Origin of the sequence: Pseudomonas cichorii (assembly GCF_003700275.1) — a bacterium.
In the GTDB taxonomy this organism is placed as follows: Bacteria; Pseudomonadota; Gammaproteobacteria; order Pseudomonadales; family Pseudomonadaceae; genus Aquipseudomonas; species Aquipseudomonas cichorii_B.
Genome location: NZ_RBRE01000012.1, coordinates 34,435 through 52,039 on the forward strand (window position 1 = coordinate 34,435; position 17,605 = coordinate 52,039).

General features: G+C 57.5%; 18 protein-coding genes. 6 read left to right on the forward strand and 12 right to left on the reverse strand.

Annotated features, from left to right (window positions below):
- Position 1: 1 nt before the first annotated feature.
- Positions 2–760, reverse strand: a complete 759-nt coding sequence (locus ALQ04_RS02575; protein ID WP_122314293.1) for an SDR family NAD(P)-dependent oxidoreductase — start codon at positions 758–760, stop codon at positions 2–4.
- A 157-nt stretch (positions 761–917) separates the two neighbouring features.
- Between ALQ04_RS02575 and ALQ04_RS02580 the strand changes: the two genes are divergently transcribed.
- The 3 genes from ALQ04_RS02580 (at position 918) to ALQ04_RS02590 (ending at position 2,877) form a co-directional block, all read left to right on the forward strand.
- The gene (locus tag ALQ04_RS02580; protein ID WP_122314294.1) at positions 918–1,817 is read left to right on the forward strand and encodes an AraC family transcriptional regulator; all 900 of its coding nucleotides are present in this window, start codon (positions 918–920) and stop codon (positions 1,815–1,817) included.
- Between the two features lie 118 nt (positions 1,818–1,935).
- The gene (locus ALQ04_RS02585) at positions 1,936–2,241 is read left to right on the forward strand and encodes an NIPSNAP family protein (protein WP_122314295.1); all 306 of its coding nucleotides are present in this window, start codon (positions 1,936–1,938) and stop codon (positions 2,239–2,241) included.
- A 93-nt stretch (positions 2,242–2,334) separates the two neighbouring features.
- Positions 2,335–2,877, forward strand: coding sequence for a demethoxyubiquinone hydroxylase family protein (locus tag ALQ04_RS02590; protein WP_259644885.1), 543 nt, complete (start codon positions 2,335–2,337; stop codon positions 2,875–2,877).
- Positions 2,878–2,925: 48 nt separating this feature from the next.
- On the opposite strand, the gene ALQ04_RS02595 is transcribed toward ALQ04_RS02590, so the two are convergent.
- Entirely contained in the window at positions 2,926–3,933 is a 1,008-nt protein-coding gene (locus ALQ04_RS02595) for an NADP-dependent oxidoreductase (RefSeq protein WP_122314296.1), read from the reverse strand.
- Positions 3,934–4,229: 296 nt separating this feature from the next.
- On the opposite strand from ALQ04_RS02595, the gene ALQ04_RS02600 reads away from it, so the two are divergent.
- Positions 4,230–4,790, forward strand: coding sequence for a TetR family transcriptional regulator (locus ALQ04_RS02600; protein ID WP_122314297.1), 561 nt, complete (start codon positions 4,230–4,232; stop codon positions 4,788–4,790).
- Positions 4,791–4,798: 8 nt separating this feature from the next.
- On the opposite strand, the gene ALQ04_RS02605 is transcribed toward ALQ04_RS02600, so the two are convergent.
- Positions 4,799–5,206, reverse strand: a complete 408-nt coding sequence (locus tag ALQ04_RS02605; RefSeq protein ID WP_122314298.1) for a DoxX family protein — start codon at positions 5,204–5,206, stop codon at positions 4,799–4,801.
- A 91-nt stretch (positions 5,207–5,297) separates the two neighbouring features.
- Here ALQ04_RS02605 and ALQ04_RS02610 point away from each other — a divergent pair, with 91 nt between their 5' ends.
- The gene (locus tag ALQ04_RS02610; RefSeq protein WP_122314299.1) at positions 5,298–5,675 is read left to right on the forward strand and encodes a helix-turn-helix domain-containing protein; all 378 of its coding nucleotides are present in this window, start codon (positions 5,298–5,300) and stop codon (positions 5,673–5,675) included.
- Between the two features lie 15 nt (positions 5,676–5,690).
- On the opposite strand, the gene ALQ04_RS02615 is transcribed toward ALQ04_RS02610, so the two are convergent.
- The 9 genes from ALQ04_RS02615 to xylA all read right to left on the reverse strand — a co-directional run bounded on the left by ALQ04_RS02615 (position 5,691) and on the right by xylA (position 16,240).
- Complete coding sequence (locus ALQ04_RS02615) at positions 5,691–8,465, reverse strand: PAS domain S-box protein (protein ID WP_259644886.1); 2,775 nt, start codon at positions 8,463–8,465, stop codon at positions 5,691–5,693.
- Between the two features lie 225 nt (positions 8,466–8,690).
- Positions 8,691–8,951: a hypothetical protein gene (locus ALQ04_RS02620; protein ID WP_122314301.1), complete on the reverse strand. Its 261-nt coding sequence runs from the start codon at positions 8,949–8,951 to the stop codon at positions 8,691–8,693.
- Between the two features lie 216 nt (positions 8,952–9,167).
- Positions 9,168–9,743, reverse strand: a complete 576-nt coding sequence (locus ALQ04_RS02625) for a flavodoxin family protein (RefSeq protein ID WP_122314302.1) — start codon at positions 9,741–9,743, stop codon at positions 9,168–9,170.
- Between the two features lie 63 nt (positions 9,744–9,806).
- Positions 9,807–10,484 (reverse strand): DsbA family protein, encoded by a 678-nt coding sequence (locus ALQ04_RS02630; RefSeq protein ID WP_122314303.1) that lies wholly within the window; start codon positions 10,482–10,484, stop codon positions 9,807–9,809.
- Positions 10,485–10,659: 175 nt separating this feature from the next.
- Positions 10,660–10,893 carry a zinc ribbon domain-containing protein gene (locus ALQ04_RS02635; protein WP_122314304.1) on the reverse strand — a complete coding sequence of 78 codons (234 nt, stop codon included), beginning with the start codon at positions 10,891–10,893 and terminating at the stop codon, positions 10,660–10,662.
- Between the two features lie 87 nt (positions 10,894–10,980).
- Complete coding sequence (locus ALQ04_RS02640) at positions 10,981–12,117, reverse strand: sugar ABC transporter permease (RefSeq protein WP_122314305.1); 1,137 nt, start codon at positions 12,115–12,117, stop codon at positions 10,981–10,983.
- A complete protein-coding gene (gene xylG, locus ALQ04_RS02645) occupies positions 12,117–13,673 on the reverse strand; it encodes a D-xylose ABC transporter ATP-binding protein (protein WP_122314306.1) in 1,557 nt (518 codons plus the stop codon). The genes ALQ04_RS02640 and xylG overlap by 1 nt, the downstream gene beginning before the upstream one ends.
- Positions 13,674–13,782: 109 nt before the next feature.
- On the reverse strand, positions 13,783–14,784 hold the full coding sequence (xylF, locus tag ALQ04_RS02650) for a D-xylose ABC transporter substrate-binding protein (protein ID WP_122314307.1): 1,002 nt from the start codon (positions 14,782–14,784) through the stop codon (positions 13,783–13,785).
- Between the two features lie 139 nt (positions 14,785–14,923).
- Entirely contained in the window at positions 14,924–16,240 is a 1,317-nt protein-coding gene (xylA, locus tag ALQ04_RS02655) for a xylose isomerase (RefSeq protein WP_122314308.1), read from the reverse strand.
- Positions 16,241–16,411: 171 nt separating this feature from the next.
- On the opposite strand from xylA, the gene ALQ04_RS02660 reads away from it, so the two are divergent.
- The coding region (locus ALQ04_RS02660; RefSeq protein WP_147466554.1) for a XylR family transcriptional regulator at positions 16,412–17,605 on the forward strand (1,194 nt) is incomplete at its 3' end.

Below are 17,605 nucleotides of genomic sequence, written 5' to 3' on the forward strand. Positions count from 1 at the left end.
GCTACAGCAATTGCCCGCCCGAAATGTCAAAAGTCGTTCCGTTGGCCCAGGCCATGTCATCGGACAGGATGGCGGCTACCGCACCACCGATATCGTCCGCAAGACCAACACGGCCCAGAGCGATGCCCTGTGCAACATAGGCGTTCACATCCTTGTTGTCGCGCACTGCACCACCGCCAAAATCGGTTGCGATGGCGCCAGGGGCGATTGCATTTACCCGAATCTGCCGCGCACCGAGTTCTACGGCCATGTAACGGGTCAGAACCTCCACTGCGGCTTTCACCGCCGCATAAAGGCTGTACCCCGGCAGGGTGAAACGCACGAAGCCGGAGGAAACGTTCAGGATACGCCCGCCGTCTTCCACCAGTGGCAACAGTTTCTGGGTCAGAAAAATCGGACCGCGCAGGTGCGTGGCAACCAGTGATGCAAAATGCTCCTCGGTCGCGTCACTGAAGTTCGCAAAGAGTCCATTGCCAGCATTGTTGACGAGGAAGTCGAAGCGCTCGCGGCCGAAGGTGCTCTGCAGCGTGTCCGTCACAGCCTTGGAAAAAGCCGGATAGCTGGCGGTATCGGTGATGTCGAGCGGCAGCATCGCGGCCTTGCCGCCCTGCGCCTCGATCTCCTGTTTCAGCGTTTCGGCTTCTGCTGCGCCGCTGCGATAGGTGCCGATGATATGCACGCCGCGCCTGGCGAGGTGAAGAGCCATGTTGCGGCCAAGGCCACGGCTGGCGCCGGTGATGAGTGCGATCTGATGGGTCATGGATTGTCTCTGCTAGGTTGGGAGCGCCTTTCGACGCTTTCGTGACCTGCTCAAGATAGGCAATGACCGGTTTTCAACCCACGCCCAATAAGCTCAATTAATTGCCTGATTGTATCAATCAGTTTGCGTGCTCGCGAACCATGGGCATAATCGGCTCATGAACAACAACCTTGCACCGCATCTTGATATCGCCCTGCGCCATGCGCCGCCGGGTTTGACCAGCACACGGATTCCGCGTCTGGACCTGTGCGTCGGACAAGGCACGACAGACAAGGCGCCCTGCCTGTATCGCTCGATGATCTGCTTTATCCTGCAAGGCTCGAAGCAGGTTGCTATCAACGACAATCTTCTCGGCTACGACAGTGAGCAATACCTCATCAGCGCCCTGGACCTGCCTTTGATCGGGCAGATTATTGATGCTGAAGGGGGACAACCCTATGTTGCGGTATCGCTGGTGCTGGATCCGGCCATTCTGGCGGAATTGGCCTCGACCATGCCGCCGGTTCGCGAGAGCGAACAAAAAGGGGTTGGCATCATGATCAACCCGATGACGGCCCCACTGCGCGACACGCTGCTGCGGTTGTTGTCGTTGCTCGATACGCCTGTCGATATCCCGGTTCTCGCTCCCATGCTCGAACGGGAATTGCTCTATCGTCTCTTGCAGGGTCCTCAGGGGCGACTGCTGCGGCAGATTGCCCAACCCGATGGCGCACTGGATCGTATCCGCCGGGCCATTGCCTGGATCAGGGACAATTACACTACCCGGCTGCGCATCGAGGCGTTGTGCAATGCAAGCGGCATGAGCCGCGCCAGCCTGCATCGTCATTTTCTGGCGATGACCGGCCTCAGCCCTATCCAGTATCAGAAGCAGCTCAGACTGCAGGAAGCTCGTCAGCTTTTGCTCGGTGGCGAGCATCGCGCGTCTGACGTGGCGTTCGCTGTCGGCTATGAAAGCGCGTCACAGTTCAGCCGCGAATATGTACGACAATTCGGCGCACCGCCTGCACGCGACGTACGCGAAATACGGCAGGCGATAGGTATGCCGGCAAGGGTATAACGAGCCGGAGCTGACAGGCTGTTACCGTGGAGGCTACATGGAATCCGTCGCTGACGTTTCATCTGCAGCAGAGTCGAGCGTAAGATAAGCCCCCCACGTTTTTCAAAGGAATGATTGAGTGATCACATGTCACGTAAAGTACGTTATTGACCCCTATCAACTCCCGGCTTTTGAAAGCTACTCACGACTTTGGATACAACTGGTCACCCGTATGGGCGGCCAACATCATGGCTACTTTCTCCCCGCTGAAGGAGCCAACAATATCGCGTACTGCCTATTCAGTTTCTCCAGCCTCGCAGATTACGAGCGCTATCGTAAGGACGCCGAAACTGATCAGGAGTGCATTGCAGCAGTCAGCCAGGCTGTAGAGAAAAAGTTCATCCTGAGCTACGAGCGTAGCTTTCTGCGCCCTTTGCTGGAGTGAATCTCACCCAGGCCGTACTGCATTCAAGATGCTCAACGGCCAAAGAGCGCGGATATAATCGATGACCAAGCCCCTCCAACAAGAAACCTCAATGTGAACTCACCCGTCTATACGGCCAAGAACGAAGATCTCGGCAATCGCATGATGAAAGTTGACCATGCAGGTGAACATGGTGCGATCTGTATCTACAGCGGACAGTTGTTTATGGCCCGGCTTTTCGTTCCGGACATGGTGGATGAACTCAAGGAATTTCTCTCCCATGAGCGCCGCCATCGAACGGTGTTCAAGGATGAACTGAAACGTCGCAACTTTCCCCGCTGCCGTAGTTATTGGTTGTGTGGCATCGGCGGCTTGGCGTTGGGTCTGGTGACGGGCATCTGTGGCCGCAAAGCCATTGTCGCTACTACCGTCGCGGTTGAACGTGTGGTGCTCAAGCACTTGGCACATCAACTTGATGTGCTGGGCGATATCGATCACCACGCGGTGATGGCTATTACTTCGATTGTGGCAGAGGAGCAGCACCATCATGACCATTCAGCAGCACAGATTGATGTGCGCGATCCCTGGTTCCGAGTGCTGACACCGATAGTGACTGCCTGGACTGAGGCCGTAATCTGGATGGGTATGCGTTCTTGAAAAACGGGTGTGACTTGACCGTTTCAGTGCCGCAATCCTTTCTCCCTTTTATAGCCGGTTTATCTTCACGACAACCTTCCCTTTGGCACGGCCCTTTGCCAAATAATCAAGTGCCTCCCTGGCCTGCTCGAAAGGAAAGACCTGGTCAATCACAGGCTTTATCCGCCCGGATTCGAGCAACCTGCCAATTTCGTTGAGTTGAGAGCCATCCGGGCGCACGAAGAGGAATGAATAACTGACGTTGCTCTTTTTCGCGAGGCCCATGATCTTGCGGCTCATCAGACCAAAGACGAAAGTAAGGAGAAAATTCATTCTGCGAGCTTTAGCGAAGGCTTTATCCAGCGGGCCGACGAGAGAAACAATTTTGCCCCCCGGTTTGAGGATGCCCACGGATTTTTCAATCGCATCTCCTCTGGTTGCGCCGAGTACCAGATCGTATCCCTTCAGCACCCGCTCAAATTCCTGCTTCTTGTAATCGATCACTTCGTCCGCGCCCAGACTGCGAACCAGCTCGATATTCCCGGTACTGGTGGTCGACGCCACTTGAGCACCCAGCTGTTTTGCCAGCTGGATCGCAAAGGTGCCAATGCCGCCCGAGCCTGCGGGTATGAATACTTTCTGTCCGGGTTTGAGGTTGGCGCGCTCTTTAAGGGCTTGCCAGGAGGTAAGCCCGACCATGGGGATGGAAGCGGCTTGCACAAAGTCCAGGTTGTCTGGTTTCAAGGCGGCAACACTTTCCGGCACGGCTGCAAATTCGGCAATGGAACCGTTGCCAAGGTCAAACAAACTGGCAAATATGGCATCACCCACCTTGAAGCGAGTTACCGCACTGCCAACTTCCTTCACCACGCCAGCGAGATCGCTGCCCATGACTGCGGGGAGTTGAAACTTCAGGACAGGTTTGAAAATACCCGTGGGAATCATATTGTCGATCGGGTTCAAGCCCTCTGCGTAAACCTCAACCAACAGTTCATCAGGCTTTATCGTCGGGCGGGAAACTTGCGCAAAGCCGATTTCCGGTGATTTGCCATAACGCTTTAATGTAAGTGCTTTCATGTTGGTCGAAGTCCGGTGTGCTTGAACGATGTCAGGTGCTGGAGTTGCCTGGCAGAGCGCAGGCGGCAAAGATCAGGTCAGTGCCTGATAGCGCTCGGCGGCACCCATACCGCTGGAAGCACCCATGATGAGAACTGACGCAAGTGTGGTCATGTGGCTTTCCTGAAGGTTTGCAGCAAGGAGGTGAACGCTGCGAGACGGCACTAATGATTACGATCAACCTCTAAAAAGTCAACGTTTTGATTTCAAGTGACATCAATGCATACTGCTGCCATGTAAAAACGGTTGGACAGACGATGAAAGTAACCAGGAAACAGGCACAGGAAAATCGCGCACATATCGTGGAAACCGCGTCTGCCCTCTTTCGAGAGCGCGGCTACGACGGAGTCGGTATCGCGGACCTGATGGGTGCTGCGGGTTTCACTCAGGGCGGGTTCTACAAGCACTTCAACTCCAAAGCCGATCTGATGGCGGAGTCGTCGGCCTGTGGCATTGCGCAATCTGCAGAGCTGACGGTCGGCACTTCGGTCGAAGATTTCGTGAAGCTCTATATTTCCCGTGAGCACCGCGATGATCGCGCCGCAGGCTGCACATTTGCAGCATTGTGCGCTGACGCCGCCCGCAAGGAGGAAGGCGTGCGAGCCACATTTGCCGCCGGGATTGAAACCCAGCTCTCGGCGTTGCGCGAGGGACGTGGCGAAACGGACAGCTCAGACGCTGCACATGCACGCGCCAAGTACATTGCCATCATGGCTCATGCGCTCGGCGCCATCGTCATGTCTCGTGCCTGTCCGGATGACTCGCCTCTGGCCGACGAGATTCTTGCGGCATGCCGTGATGCAATTCTGAAGATGTAAGTTTTCCTTTAATTGAAAAGTGCCTGGATCACAGGCGCAGCAGGTGCATAAGGCGAAGACAGTTCGCGTGCGACATTTTGTGTCGAGAAGGACAGGAGCAGAAAAATAAGGCCCAGAGCCGCAGGTACTGCCCCCTTGGGTTTATGAACACCCAGATGCGCCAGACCGGACAAGATCAGGTGGTAGAAGATGCCGGCGTAGGCAAGATCGCTGAGTGCAGTGTTGAAGTGCCACAGCACCACGACAGGCCCAAGTACCTTGACGACAATCATGAACGGCACCAGAAGGGAAGCTGAATAACCCAGTTCCTCCTGTGCCTTGCGAACAAAGTCGCCCTTGGTGATGTACAGGAAGGCAGAAGCAAAATACAGCAATGCCAGAAGTGCAGTACTTATCCAGTAAATATAGACAGCCATATTATTTCCAATCTGTATTCAAGTTAGACAGGCCGCCACAGTATTGACTAAGATAAAAACTCACAAGCAGGATGAATAAGTTGGACTTAGTATGGAAAACAATACTATTGAAGATACCGGCATCAATATGCATGAAGAAATGCGCCGCGCTTTTTCGCTACTGTCCGGGAAGTGGAAACTGGAAATCATGTGGCTGCTCAATCAGCGGATCTATCGCTTCGGAGAGCTGCGCAAGGCGATTCCCGGCGTTACCCAGCACATGCTGACGGCGCAGTTGCGCGAGCTGGAAGCGGACGGCCTTGTATCACGCACGGTCTTCGCAGAGGTGCCACCGCGCGTTGAATATGCAATAACCCTCAAGGCGCAAGGGCTTGGACCGACGATGGAAGCGCTGACCGCCTGGTGGCAGCAATACGGCGATACGCTTGAAAAGCGCCCGACTTCACGAGGGCGCAATCCCGGGAAATAGCCTCGCCATCCTCCACTAACTGCCTATCAACTCCCGAACACGAGAAATGAGCGTATCCACCGCAAAAGGCTTGGTAAGCACCTGCATGCCGGGGCTGAGGTGACCATTTCCAATCACTGCATTTTCCGCATAACCGGTGATAAATAACGTTTTCATATTCGGGCGCAGGTCTCTTCCGGCATCGGCCAATTGGCGGCCATTCATGCCACCGGGCAAGCCGACATCCGTGATCAGCAGGTCAATATGAACGTTCGAGCGCAGGATCTTGAGTCCGGCAATACTGTCGGCCGCCTCGAACACCGCGTACCCCAGATCACTCAGAACATCGGTGAGCAGCATGCGTACTGTCGGCTCATCGTCAACGATCAGAATCGTTTCACCGGTTGCGGTCGATGGACGCATCGCGTTGGTTACTTCACCGGCATCCTGCGGCGTATCTCCGTAATAGCGCGGCAGGTAAATGCACACGGTGGTCCCCAGGCCGATCTCGGAGTAGATACGAGCCTGGCCGCCGGATTGGCGGGCGAAGCCATAGATCATGGACAAGCCCAGGCCGGTGCCCTGCCCGATGGGTTTGGTGGTGAAAAACGGATCGAAGGCCTTGGCGATCACCTCAGGGGTCATGCCTGTGCCGGTGTCGGTCACGCATAACACCAGATACTGGCCTTCGGGCATGTCGTGGGCGCGAGCGGCTTCGCGATCAATCCAGCGATTGGCTGTCTCGATGGTGATTCGCCCGCCGTCCGGCATGGCGTCTCGCGCATTGATGCAGAGATTCAACAACGCATTTTCAAGCTGGCCGCCGTCTGCCAGAGCAGGCCAGAGGCCGGTCGCGCCAACGGTTTCGACCACAATGCCGGGGCCGACCGTGCGCTGGATCAGTTCGGTCATGCCCTCCATCAGCTTATTAACATTGGTCGGTTGCGGGTCCAGCGTCTGTCGACGGGAGAATGCGAGCAGGCGGTGCGTGAGCGATGCAGCCCGTTTTGCGGCACCCTGAGCGGCCACCAGGTACTTGTCCAGATCATTCAAGCGGCCCTGGGCAATGCGTATGTTCATCAATTCCAGAGAGCCGGATATACCCGCCAGAAGGTTATTGAAGTCATGTGCCAGGCCACCGGTCAACTGGCCTACAGCCTCCATCTTCTGCGACTGACGCAACTTCTCTTCGGCCTGCATCAGATCATGGGTTCGCTCTGTGACACGCTGTTCCAGTGTTTCGTTGAGGACACGCAATTCGGTGAGCGCATGGTCACGTTCCGCCACCACGGTGCGCCGTTCCTCGACATCGATCAATACGCCGGGAAAGCTCCGAGGAGTACCGTCTTCGGCGTGGTCGACACGCCCGTTCGCCTCAATCCAGTAATACTTCCCATCAGCACGCCGCACCCGATATTGATACGAATATGGCCCGCCACGAAGTGCAGCTTCGTTGATCGCGGTCATCAGCCCCTCGCGATCATCGGGATGGACGGTTTCAACGACCTGCTCAAGAGCCAGACCTTCGCGACCGTGGGCCGGATCAAGACCAAAAGCGCGAGCGAAGGCTTCGTCGACCGTAAACCGGTCGGTCGGCAAATCCCAATGCCAGGTGCCAATAATGGCTCCGGCCGCGAGGGCAAGCTGAACTCGCTCCACGTTGGCACGCGCAACGGCTTCGCTGACCAGCAGGCGTTCCTGGGTATTGCGTCGCTCGGTGACATCGTTGAAAAAGATGCCAATCTGGCGCTCTTCGGGATCCCCCACACGCACTGCCCGCACATCGAACCAGCGCTTGAACGCCTCGGCATAATTCTCGAAGTTGGTAGGTTCTCCTGTCTTTGCGACATGCCCATAGATTTCAAACCAGAACGGTTCCAGATTCGGAGCGTATTCGGTCACCCACATGCCACGCAGATCGACACCCGACTGGCGTTCAAAGGCCGGATTGACTTCCAGAAACTGGTAGTCGACAGGATGGTCGTCGGCATTGAACTTGACCTTGACGATGGCAAATGCAGCTTCAATCGTGTCGAGGATCGTTCTGAAACGTTCTTCACTTTTGCGCAGGGCGATCTCTGCCGTGCGCATTTTGGTCAGATCGAGCATCGCGCCAATCATGCGAATCGCCTGACCTTCGCTATTGCGAATCACATGCCCGCGGTCGAGCACTTCCGCGTAAGTGCCGTCCAGGCGCTGAAACCGGTAGCCGTCAGTCCAGTCAGTGCCGTCCGCGTCAATCACCGCATGGATCGAGTCATGGATACGTTGTCGATCATCTGGATGGATGTGGGCGATCCACCAGTCACCCGTTGCTTCAATAGCCGCCAGCGGATGACCATAGGCCTCTTCCAGCGCCTCGTTCCAATGGACATGGTTCGCTTCCAGGTCCCAGTCCCAGACGGCATCGTTGGTAGCCTTGGCAGCCAGCCGATACCTTTCCTTGGTTTCCTCCATGGCCAGGCCGGCCAGATGCTCTTTTGTGCGATCGCGCAGGATTTTCATGAAACCGAGATGCGTGCGCGCTTCATCGTAGAGAGGCATCAACTCGCCGGAAGCCCAGAACGTATGCCCGCCCTTGCGTACATGCCAGCGTTCGTCCGAAACCCTTTCGTTGTGCAACGCCAACTGCATTTCCTGCTCGACCCTGCCGCTGGCCTGATCCCCGGCCGTGAACATCCGGTCGACCCTTTGGCCGCACATTTCCTCAGCACTCCAGCCCATGATATGCGTGGCACCGGAGTTCCAACTGGTGATGATCCCGGCCGGGTTGCTGAGAATGATGGCGAAGTCGATGGCACTCTCGAACACGGCGCGTTGCCGTGCGGCATCCAGGGACAGGCTTTTGCCAGACCCGACGACCGGAGGCCGAGGCTGTCGGGGAGCAGTTGCCGTCTGGGCAGAAGCTTTCTCAAGTGCAGTACGCAGCCGTACGACTTCAGCCTCCAGCTCCTCTCTAGTCAGGTCTTTCAGAACCGCCCCCAGTTACACATGATCGCTCCCAATAATTCCAACGTTTCAACTGCGTGATATGGCTTAGCCATGATACGGCTCTGCGTCTACAGTAGCAGCTAGTTCTGGATGGTTGGAGAAACCGGTCAAGACAATAGGGATAAGCGATGCTTCATTAAAGATAAGTAACAACGGATGCCACCTCTCGCCAGACGTTATAGAACGCTCCCCGATTCCCGGATTCGGCTCATTCTCGGGCGCCTTGAAGAACGAACTGTGCGGCAGATATTGGCAGCCTGACAGCAATGGCAGGCAGAGTAGACAGAGGTTGCGATAGGTGAGCATGGTCGGATCCTTGACTGGGATGCCGATACAGACTGCAAAAAAGCCGATGCATTCCCTGCGAGGAATACTTCTGCTTTGGCGGGATTTCGTTAGTTTCAGTAATGGCGCCGATGAATCTGCTCCTGGTCATTATGCATTTGTCGCCTTCAATGCCGCTGTCGCGAGCAAGCTCCTCCCACAGGCCATGGCAATTCAAACATGCGGGAGGAGCAAACCTCAGGAAGCCAGTTTCCCAGCGATCCGCGCTACGCGCTCACCCAACAGCTCTGCGGTCTTCAGGTCACCACTGCGAGGTGCCTCTTCGGCAGATGCGTCGGATGGGGAAATGGCCATTGCACCCGCAAAACCTGCGGTCCAGTTCACGTCATCAGGACCGTTTTCCTTCTTGTTGGCTGGCAGCAGCCCCGTGCCGACCCACACCTGGCTATGTTGTTGAGAAAGCGTAAACAGATAGTGAATGGTGGAATGTTTGTCGCCATTGACCGAAGCCGAGTTGGTGAAGCCGGCCGCGACCTTGTCCTTGAGTGCCTGCTGGAACCACAGTTTGGAGGACGCATCGGCAAACTTCTTGAACTGCCAGGCCGGGCCGCCCATGTAGGTGGGTGAACCGTAGATCACCGCGTCTTGCTGGGCGAGTAATTCAAAGCTGTCATCCGCAAGATTGCCCTGCTCGTCAATGCGCAGCATGGTTACCGATGCCCCCGGAACCGAAGCAGCACCGCGCTGGACAGCTTCCGCCTGCCTGGCGGTGTGGCCGTAGCCACTGAAGTAAACGATTGCAACTTTAGTCATGATTTCTATCTCTGCCTGGCTTGATGATTGGATTGCAAGATCTGGCATCACGTACCTGAACAATCAGGCAGTCGTTGATGCGATTTGTTCGATTTTCGCTATCAGGTCACCTGGCGCGGCATACAGATCCGCGCCGCTGAACGAATGGACGCTGTCATCGATCTCGACAAGCAGAAGCGGCACACCGCTGGCGCCAGCCTGGTCCATCAGAAACTGCGCATCCTCGATGCGCTGGCGGGTCTGCTTCGCAAGGTTTTTTCCGTGCTGGAGCCGGGTCGCGAACTCGCTTTCGCTGAGTTCATGACCTTCATTTCGCAACAGGTCAACACTGATCCTGGCAACGATGTCTGGCGATGAGGTATCCAGCCCTTCGACATATCGCTCTGTTTGCAGACGATGAAACAGTACGGGTTCCAGAGTAGCGTCAATTTCTCGAACTGCCGTCAGCGCCCGGCTCATGGCCATGGAATCGAATCGCATGTTCGCGCCGCCCAGAATCCGCTGGAAGTAGCCCGGGCTGAAGAGTTGGCCCGTCAGGCTGGCGATACGCTGATCATTGGAGCGGGCATGCATGGCAAAGGCTGGCGTGATTGCTCGGGCACCGTCGCCGGAAAAAAGGCCGGTCGGGCACAGTTGCAATGCCTGTGGAAATTCATGTGCAAGGCGTTCAAGCGCCGGAGCACTGGCGTAGCACCAGCCACACAGGGGGTCAAAAAGGTAATGAAGTTTGAGGCTGGCCATGGAAAACGGCTCCGGTTATTCGTCAGGCCTCTACGTTATTTATTTATGAGACGGAGAAATAGCCGATTACAGGAGACGGTTTGTTGCATGGATCGGTCAAATCCACGCAGCATCCGGGCAAAACATATTCGCTCCTACGCACTGTGCAGGAGCGAATTCATTCGCGAAAACAACCTCAACGCAGAATCAATACCGCCGCGACAGCAATCACAGCGACCACGCCAAACACCATGCGTGCCAGCCATGGTGCGGTCAGCCATACGCCGGTCACGCCAGCGATCTGACCAATGTTTTTCTCGCTGAAAGGCCCGCTGGAAGGCGGCTCTTTCAGAGGGTTGCCGCAATGTGGGCAAGCGTAGGCTTTGTCGGAAATCCTTGCTGCGCACTCAGAGCAATCGATCAGGCTCATACCGCACCGTCCGTTTTTGTAATGGCCGAAAACTGAACTAAAGACCGGCTTTTCGACCTTTGGTTCTCGGGCACCCTACGAAATGTATCAGCGCCGTTCGTTTCGGGTACTCACATCGACCCACACCGCCAGGACCAGAATGCTGCCCTTGACGATCATCTGCCAGTAGCTGTCCACGTCGAGCATGGACATGCCGTTGTCGAGGCTGGTGATGACCAGCGCTCCGAGCAGTGCGCCGTAGACCGTGCCGGAGCCGCCGCGCATGGAGGTGCCGCCGATGAAGCAGGCTGCGATGGCGTCGAGTTCGCCCATGCTGCCAGCCGAGGGCGAGCCCGCAGCCAGGCGTGCAGTGTTGACCATCCCGGCGAGCGCACACATCACGCCCATGATGCCAAAGATCCATAGCTTCACCGCCTGCACGTTGATGCCGGACAGGCGCGTGGCTTCCATGTTGCTGCCCACTGAATAGACCCGGCGCCCGAACACGGTCTGGCTGGTCACGTAGCTGAACACCCCGAGCAGAACCAGCAACAGCAGCACCGGCACGGGAATACCGTCGTAGCTGTTGAGGGTCTGGACGAAGGCCGCCAGCACCGCGCCGATCAACACCACGCGCAGGACGTCACGTACCAGTGAATGCGCCGCCAGACCATGGAGCGCGCGATTGCGGCGTTGTTTCCAGGTCAGGAACAGCGTCAGTGCGAACAGCACAATGCCCAGCCCCGTACCGACCGTATGCGGCAGATAACCCTGCCCCACATAAACCAGCTCCGGCGAAACCGGCGCAATGGTCGTGCCGCCGGTAATCCCCAACAGGATGCCGCGAAACGCCAGCATGCCGCCCAGGCCCACGATGAATGACGGGATGCGCAGATAGGCCGTCATGTAGCCGTTGGCGATACCGATCATCAGTCCGCACAGAGCGACGATACTCAGGTTCGCCAGCAGCGGGATGTGATAGATCACATCGAGAATCGCCGCCAGGCCGCCGAGCAGGCCCAGCAATGAGCCGACCGACAGATCGATCTCGCCGCTGATGATCACCAGCACCATGCCGCAGGCAAGAATCCCGGTAATCGACATCTGCCGCAGCAGGTTGGAGAGGTTGCGCGGGGTCAGGAATCCGCCTTCGGTCTGCCAACTGAAGAACAGCCAGATAATCGCCACAGCGATAACCAGCGCGAGCATTTTGTAGCGGGTGAAGAGCTGTTTGACCTGGTTCATCACGCGGACTTCCGATCGTTATTGTTATGGTCAGCGGTCTGACTGAGTGCGGCGGCAAGCACCTGTTCCTGGCTCAGTTCGTGGTTGATGAAATCACCGCGCAACTGCCCCTCGCCGATCACCAGCACCCGATCCGAAACACCAAGCACTTCGGCCAGCTCCGAGGACACCATGATGATCGACACGCCTTCGGCCGCCAGCGCGCCCATCAACTTGTAGATTTCGTACTTGGCGCCGACATCCACGCCGCGGGTCGGCTCGTCGAGAATCAGGACCCTGGGCCTGGTCAACAGCATCTTGGCCAGCACGGCTTTCTGCTGATTGCCGCCGGAAAGGCTGGTGATCGGCAGGAACGGACTCGCAGTCTTGAGGTGCATGCGCGAGATTTCCTGATCGATGCTGTGCAGCTCGGCTTCGGCGTCGATGCGGGTCAGCTTCGAGTAACTGTCCAGCACCGCCAGGGTGATGTTCTGGCCAACTCCAAGATCCGGAATGATGCCCTGGCGCTTGCGGTCTTCGGGAACCATGCACAGGCCGGCGCGGATCGATTTGAGCGGCGTGCCGGTGTCGATCAGCTCACCGTCCAGCCAGACCTCGCCTTCGTAGCGACCGGGATAGGCACCGAACAGCGCCGAAACCAGTTCCGTGCGACCGGCCCCGACCAGCCCGGCAATGCCCAGGATTTCGCCGCGCTTGAGGACGAACGAAATGTCGTCGACCCGTTTGCGTTTCGGCGTGTCGACGTCATAACAAGTGATGTGTCGAGCCTCGAAAACCACCTCACCAATGCTGTGGGGTTCGGTGGGATACAGATTGCTCATTTCCCGGCCGACCATCTGGGTGATGATTCGCGGAATATCCATGTCCGCCATGGCGGTGGTTGCAATGTGTTTACCGTCGCGGATCACCGAAATGGTGTCGCACACCGCAGCCACTTCATCGAGCTTGTGGGAGATGTAGACGCACGCCACGCCCTTGGCCTTGAGGTCGCGGATGATGTCCAGCAGCACCTCGATTTCCGAACGGGTCAGTGCCGAGGACGGCTCATCGAGAATCAGCAGACGCGCCTGCTTGTTCAGCGCCTTGGCGATTTCCACCAGTTGCTGATAGCCGCCGCCGTACTGGGAAACCGGCAGCGATACGTTCATGTCCGGCACTTTCAGCTCACGCATCAGGGCTTCGGCACGACGGGTCATGGCCGGGTAGTTCATGCGTCCGCCGAACAACGTCAGCTCATGCCCCATGAAAATGTTTTCGGCCACCGACAGATCGGGGACCAGAGTCAGTTCCTGATGAATGATGACGATGCCGGCGGCTTCGGTTTCGCTGATCGACTGTGCCCTGAGCGGCTGGCCATCCCAGAGGATTTCGCCGTCCCAGGTGCCGTGCGGATAGACCGCCGACAGCACTTTCATCAACGTGGATTTACCGGCGCCGTTCTCGCCGCACAACCCGATGCACTCCCCCGGCCTGACCTTGATATCGATGCCATTGAGGGCTTTGACGCCGCCGAAGGTTTTGACGATGCCGTTCATTTCCAGCAGATAGTCGGACATGGCGAGGCTCACAGAAAAGGGTCCACTCTCCGGTCACAGACCGAAGGTCAACTGCGCAGAATCTGCGCAGTTGTTCCGGTGCTCAATCGAGCCGCTGGGGCCCGAAGAGTCACTGTCCGGCGATCTGCGCCTTGGTGTAGAAGCCGTCCTTTTCCAGCAGGTCGATGTTGTCCCTGGTCAACGGGGTTGGGGTCAGCAGGATGGTGTCGACTTTCTTGTTGCCGTTGTCGTACTGCGAGCTGTAGCTGGGCTTCTCGTTACGCGCCAGTTGCACCGAAAGCTTCGCGGCTTCCGAGGCGATCAGTTTCAGCGGTTTGTAGACGGTCATGGTCTGGGTGCCATTGATCACTCGCTTGACCGCTGCCAGATCGGCGTCCTGCCCCGAAATCGGCACCTTGCCGGCCAGCTTCTGCGCAGCCAGCGCCTGGATCGCGCCGCCTGCGGTGGCGTCGTTGGAAGCGACGATGCCATCGATCCTGTTGTCGTTACGGGTCAGGGCATTCTCGACAATGCTCAGCGCTTCGGTGGGGTTCCACTCCTTCACCCATTGTTGGCCGACGATCTTGATATCGCCCCGGTCGATGGCCGGTTGCAACACCTTCATCTGCCCTTCGCGAAGGATTTTTGCGTTGTTGTCGGTCGGCGCGCCACCGAGCAAAAAGTAATTGCCCTTAGGCGCAGCCTGCAGCACGCCATTGGCCTGCATCTCGCCAACCTTTTCGTTATCGAAGGAGATGTAGGCATCGATATCGGCGTTGAGAATCAGCCGGTCATAAGATACGACCTTGATCCCGGCCTTCTTGGCTTCGGCCACTGCGTTGGTCAGCACTGTGGCGTTGAACGGCACGATGACGATCACATCGACACCACGGGAGATAAGATTTTCAATCTGCGAAATCTGCTTCTGCTCGTTGGCATCGGCCGACTGGACGAAGACCTTGGCGTTCATTTGTTCTGCCGCCGCGACAAAGTAATCCCGGTCCCGCGACCAGCGTTCCAGACGCAGGTCATCAATCGAAAAACCGATTTTCGGGTTGGCAGAATCGGCCATGGCCGGAACAGACAGCAAGGCCAGAGCGCCGGCCAGTAGCGTGCGTTTGACTTTATTCATGGTGGTGCGTCCTTTTATTGTTGTTTGAAAGACACTGCCTGACGATGAGTATCGTGCTGGTACAACTGTAGAGCGTTGTAAAACCGGACCAGCACAGATTTGTCGTGAGAATGTAACAGCCGACAGACGCGACTGACCGTCAGCTATAAACGAACCGGTTGACGATGTTTTCGAGCATTTCCTGCCTGCCGCTGACGGCCTGCGGATTCAGCTCGCTGGCAAAGGCATGTTCAGCCAGTGATTCAAGGCTGAACTCACCTGCGAGAACCTTTTGCCCCAAAGGCTGCTGCCAGCCCGCGTAGCGTTGATCCTTGAATTGCTGCAGCCGGTCGTTCTGCAGCATGGCGGCGGCACGCTCCAGAGACAGGGCCAGCACATCCATCGCCGCAACATGGCCATGAAACAGATCAATCTGGTCGAGGCTCTGGCGACGCACCTTGGAGTCGAAGTTGAACCCGCCATTCTTGAAACCACCGGCCTTGAGGATTTCGTAAGTGGCCAGGGTCATTTCTTCGACGCTGTTGGGAAACTGATCGGTATCCCAGCCGTTTTGCGGATCGCCGCGGTTGGCATCGATACTGCCGAAGATCCCCAGCGAAGCAGCCGTGGCAATCTCGTGATGAAAGCTATGCCCGGCCAGAGTCGCGTGGTTGGCTTCGATATTGACCTTGATTTCATTTTCCAGCCCGAACTGCTGCAAAAAGCCGAACACCGTGGCGCTGTCGTAATCGTACTGATGCTTGGTCGGCTCCTGCGGCTTGGGCTCGATCAACAGATCGCCCTGGAAGCCGATCTTGTGCTTGTGCTCGACCACCATGCGCATGAAACGGCCCATTTGCTCGCGCTCGCGCTTCAAGTCGGTATTGAGCAGAGTTTCATAACCCTCGCGCCCGCCCCACAACACGTAGTTGGAGCCCTTGAGGCGCTGGGTGGCGTTCATGGCGCTGAACACCTGCGCGGCGGCGCAGGCAAACACTTCGGGGTCCGGATTACTCGCCGCACCGGCGGCAAAGCGCGGATTGCTGAAACAGTTGGCGGTGCCCCACAGCAGCTTGATGCCGCTTTGCTCCTGGTGCTGCTCCAGATGATCGACCATCTGCGCAAAATGATTGCGGTACTCCTTGAGCGAGCTGCCTTCAGGAGCCACATCCGTATCGTGGAAGCAGTAATAGTCGATACCGAGCTTGGTGAAAAACTCAAAGGCGGCCTCGGCCTTGCCAATCGCCACTTCCAGCGGATCGCCCGCTCGCTGCCACGGGCGCTTGAAGGTGCCGGCCCCAAACACATCCGAACCGGGCCAGACGAAAGTGTGCCAATAGCAGGCAGCCATGCGCAGGTGCTCGCGCATGGGTTTGCCGAGGATGATCTTGTTGGCGTCGTAATGGCGGAAAGCCAGAGGAAAATCGCTGGCCAGGCCTTCGTAGCGAATGCTCTCGACCTCGGGGAAGTACGGCATGGGCAATGTCCTTTTGTTGTTCTTGTCAGTGCCCAGATACTAGCAACCACCCCATGGCCAAAAATTATGAAAATCACCAACAGCGGGTGCGATTTTGCGTATTGAGATTCGCCCTCCCCGCGCTTAGTCTGTGAGCACCACCTTGGTGTGGACCGGCCCAGGACAAAAACAATGAAAACCGTACCGCCCGTGCACCGCGTTGCCCTGCTGTTCAACGGCAGCAAGATCTACGACCGCGGCATCATCAGCGGCATCGGCAACTACCTGAGCAGTACCCGTGCTTCGTGGGATCTGTTTCTCGAAGAAGACTTTCTGTGCCGTCTAAAAGGAATCGAACGCTGGCAAGGCGACGGGATCATTGCCGACTTCGACGACCCGCTGATTGGCGAAGCCCTGGCCGACATCAAGTTACCGGTGGTCGCCGTGGGCGGTTCCTATCAGGACGAACGCGCCTACCCCAAAGGCATTCCCTACGTCGCCACAGACAACAAGGCCATGATCAGCCTCGCCTACGAGCACCTGATCGAAGCCGGACTGACGCGCTTTGCCTGCTTCAGCCTGCCCGAAGCCCAGGCCAACCGCTGGGCCCAGGAGCGGGAAAAGGCCTTTCGCTGGCTGATGCAACGCGACGGCCTGCACGCCGAGGTCTATCGCGGCATGGGCACCAGCGCGCCGCTGTGGGACAGCGCGGTCGAACAACAGATCGCCTGGCTGCAAAGCCTGCCCAAACCCATCGGCATCATCGCTGTCAGCGACGCCCGCGCCCGGCAACTGCTGCAAGCCTGCCTCACGGCCGGAATCGCCGTACCGGAACAAGTGGCCCTGATCGGCATCGACAATGACCCACTGACCCGCAGCCTGACCCGAGTGCCACTGAGCTCCGTCGTCCAGGGCACCGAAACCATGGGCCGCACCGCCGCACAACTGCTCCACCAGATGCTGCACGGCATGCCGGCCAAAACCACCCAGATCCTGATTCCGCCCGACTCCATCAACGTCCAGGTCTCCAGCCTGCACCAGCCATTGGGCGACCCGTACGTCATGCAGGCCCTGCTATTCATCCGCCAATACGCCTGCCAGGGCATCAAGACTGCGCAAGTCGCGGCTTATGTCGGCGTGTCGCGCTCATCGCTGGAATCCCACTTCCGCAAAGTGCGCGGCTGTAGCGTGCATGACGAGATATTGCGATTCAAATTGGCGGCGGCGGCGGATGAGTTGAAGGATGGCGGTGTGACGATTGCCGAGGCGGCGAGGAATTGCGGGTTCAAGTCTGCGCAGTATCTGCATACGGTGTTTCGGCGGGAGTTTGGGTGTACGCCACGGGGGGCCAGGGAGGGGCTGTCTCTTATACACATCTCCGAGCCC

Coding starts and splice junctions, on each gene's coding strand:
- ALQ04_RS02575 (WP_122314293.1), bottom strand. CDS start 760: ATGACCCATCAGATCGCACTCATCACCGGCGCCAGCCGTGGCCTTGGC.
- ALQ04_RS02580 (WP_122314294.1), top strand. CDS start 918: ATGAACAACAACCTTGCACCGCATCTTGATATCGCCCTGCGCCATGCG.
- ALQ04_RS02595 (WP_122314296.1), bottom strand. CDS start 3,933: ATGAAAGCACTTACATTAAAGCGTTATGGCAAATCACCGGAAATCGGC.
- ALQ04_RS02600 (WP_122314297.1), top strand. CDS start 4,230: ATGAAAGTAACCAGGAAACAGGCACAGGAAAATCGCGCACATATCGTG.
- ALQ04_RS02605 (WP_122314298.1), bottom strand. CDS start 5,206: ATGGCTGTCTATATTTACTGGATAAGTACTGCACTTCTGGCATTGCTG.
- ALQ04_RS02610 (WP_122314299.1), top strand. CDS start 5,298: ATGGAAAACAATACTATTGAAGATACCGGCATCAATATGCATGAAGAA.
- ALQ04_RS02620 (WP_122314301.1), bottom strand. CDS start 8,951: ATGCTCACCTATCGCAACCTCTGTCTACTCTGCCTGCCATTGCTGTCA.
- ALQ04_RS02625 (WP_122314302.1), bottom strand. CDS start 9,743: ATGACTAAAGTTGCAATCGTTTACTTCAGTGGCTACGGCCACACCGCC.
- ALQ04_RS02630 (WP_122314303.1), bottom strand. CDS start 10,484: ATGGCCAGCCTCAAACTTCATTACCTTTTTGACCCCCTGTGTGGCTGG.
- ALQ04_RS02635 (WP_122314304.1), bottom strand. CDS start 10,893: ATGAGCCTGATCGATTGCTCTGAGTGCGCAGCAAGGATTTCCGACAAA.
- ALQ04_RS02640 (WP_122314305.1), bottom strand. CDS start 12,117: ATGAACCAGGTCAAACAGCTCTTCACCCGCTACAAAATGCTCGCGCTG.
- xylG (WP_122314306.1), bottom strand. CDS start 13,673: ATGTCCGACTATCTGCTGGAAATGAACGGCATCGTCAAAACCTTCGGC.
- xylF (WP_122314307.1), bottom strand. CDS start 14,784: ATGAATAAAGTCAAACGCACGCTACTGGCCGGCGCTCTGGCCTTGCTG.
- xylA (WP_122314308.1), bottom strand. CDS start 16,240: ATGCCGTACTTCCCCGAGGTCGAGAGCATTCGCTACGAAGGCCTGGCC.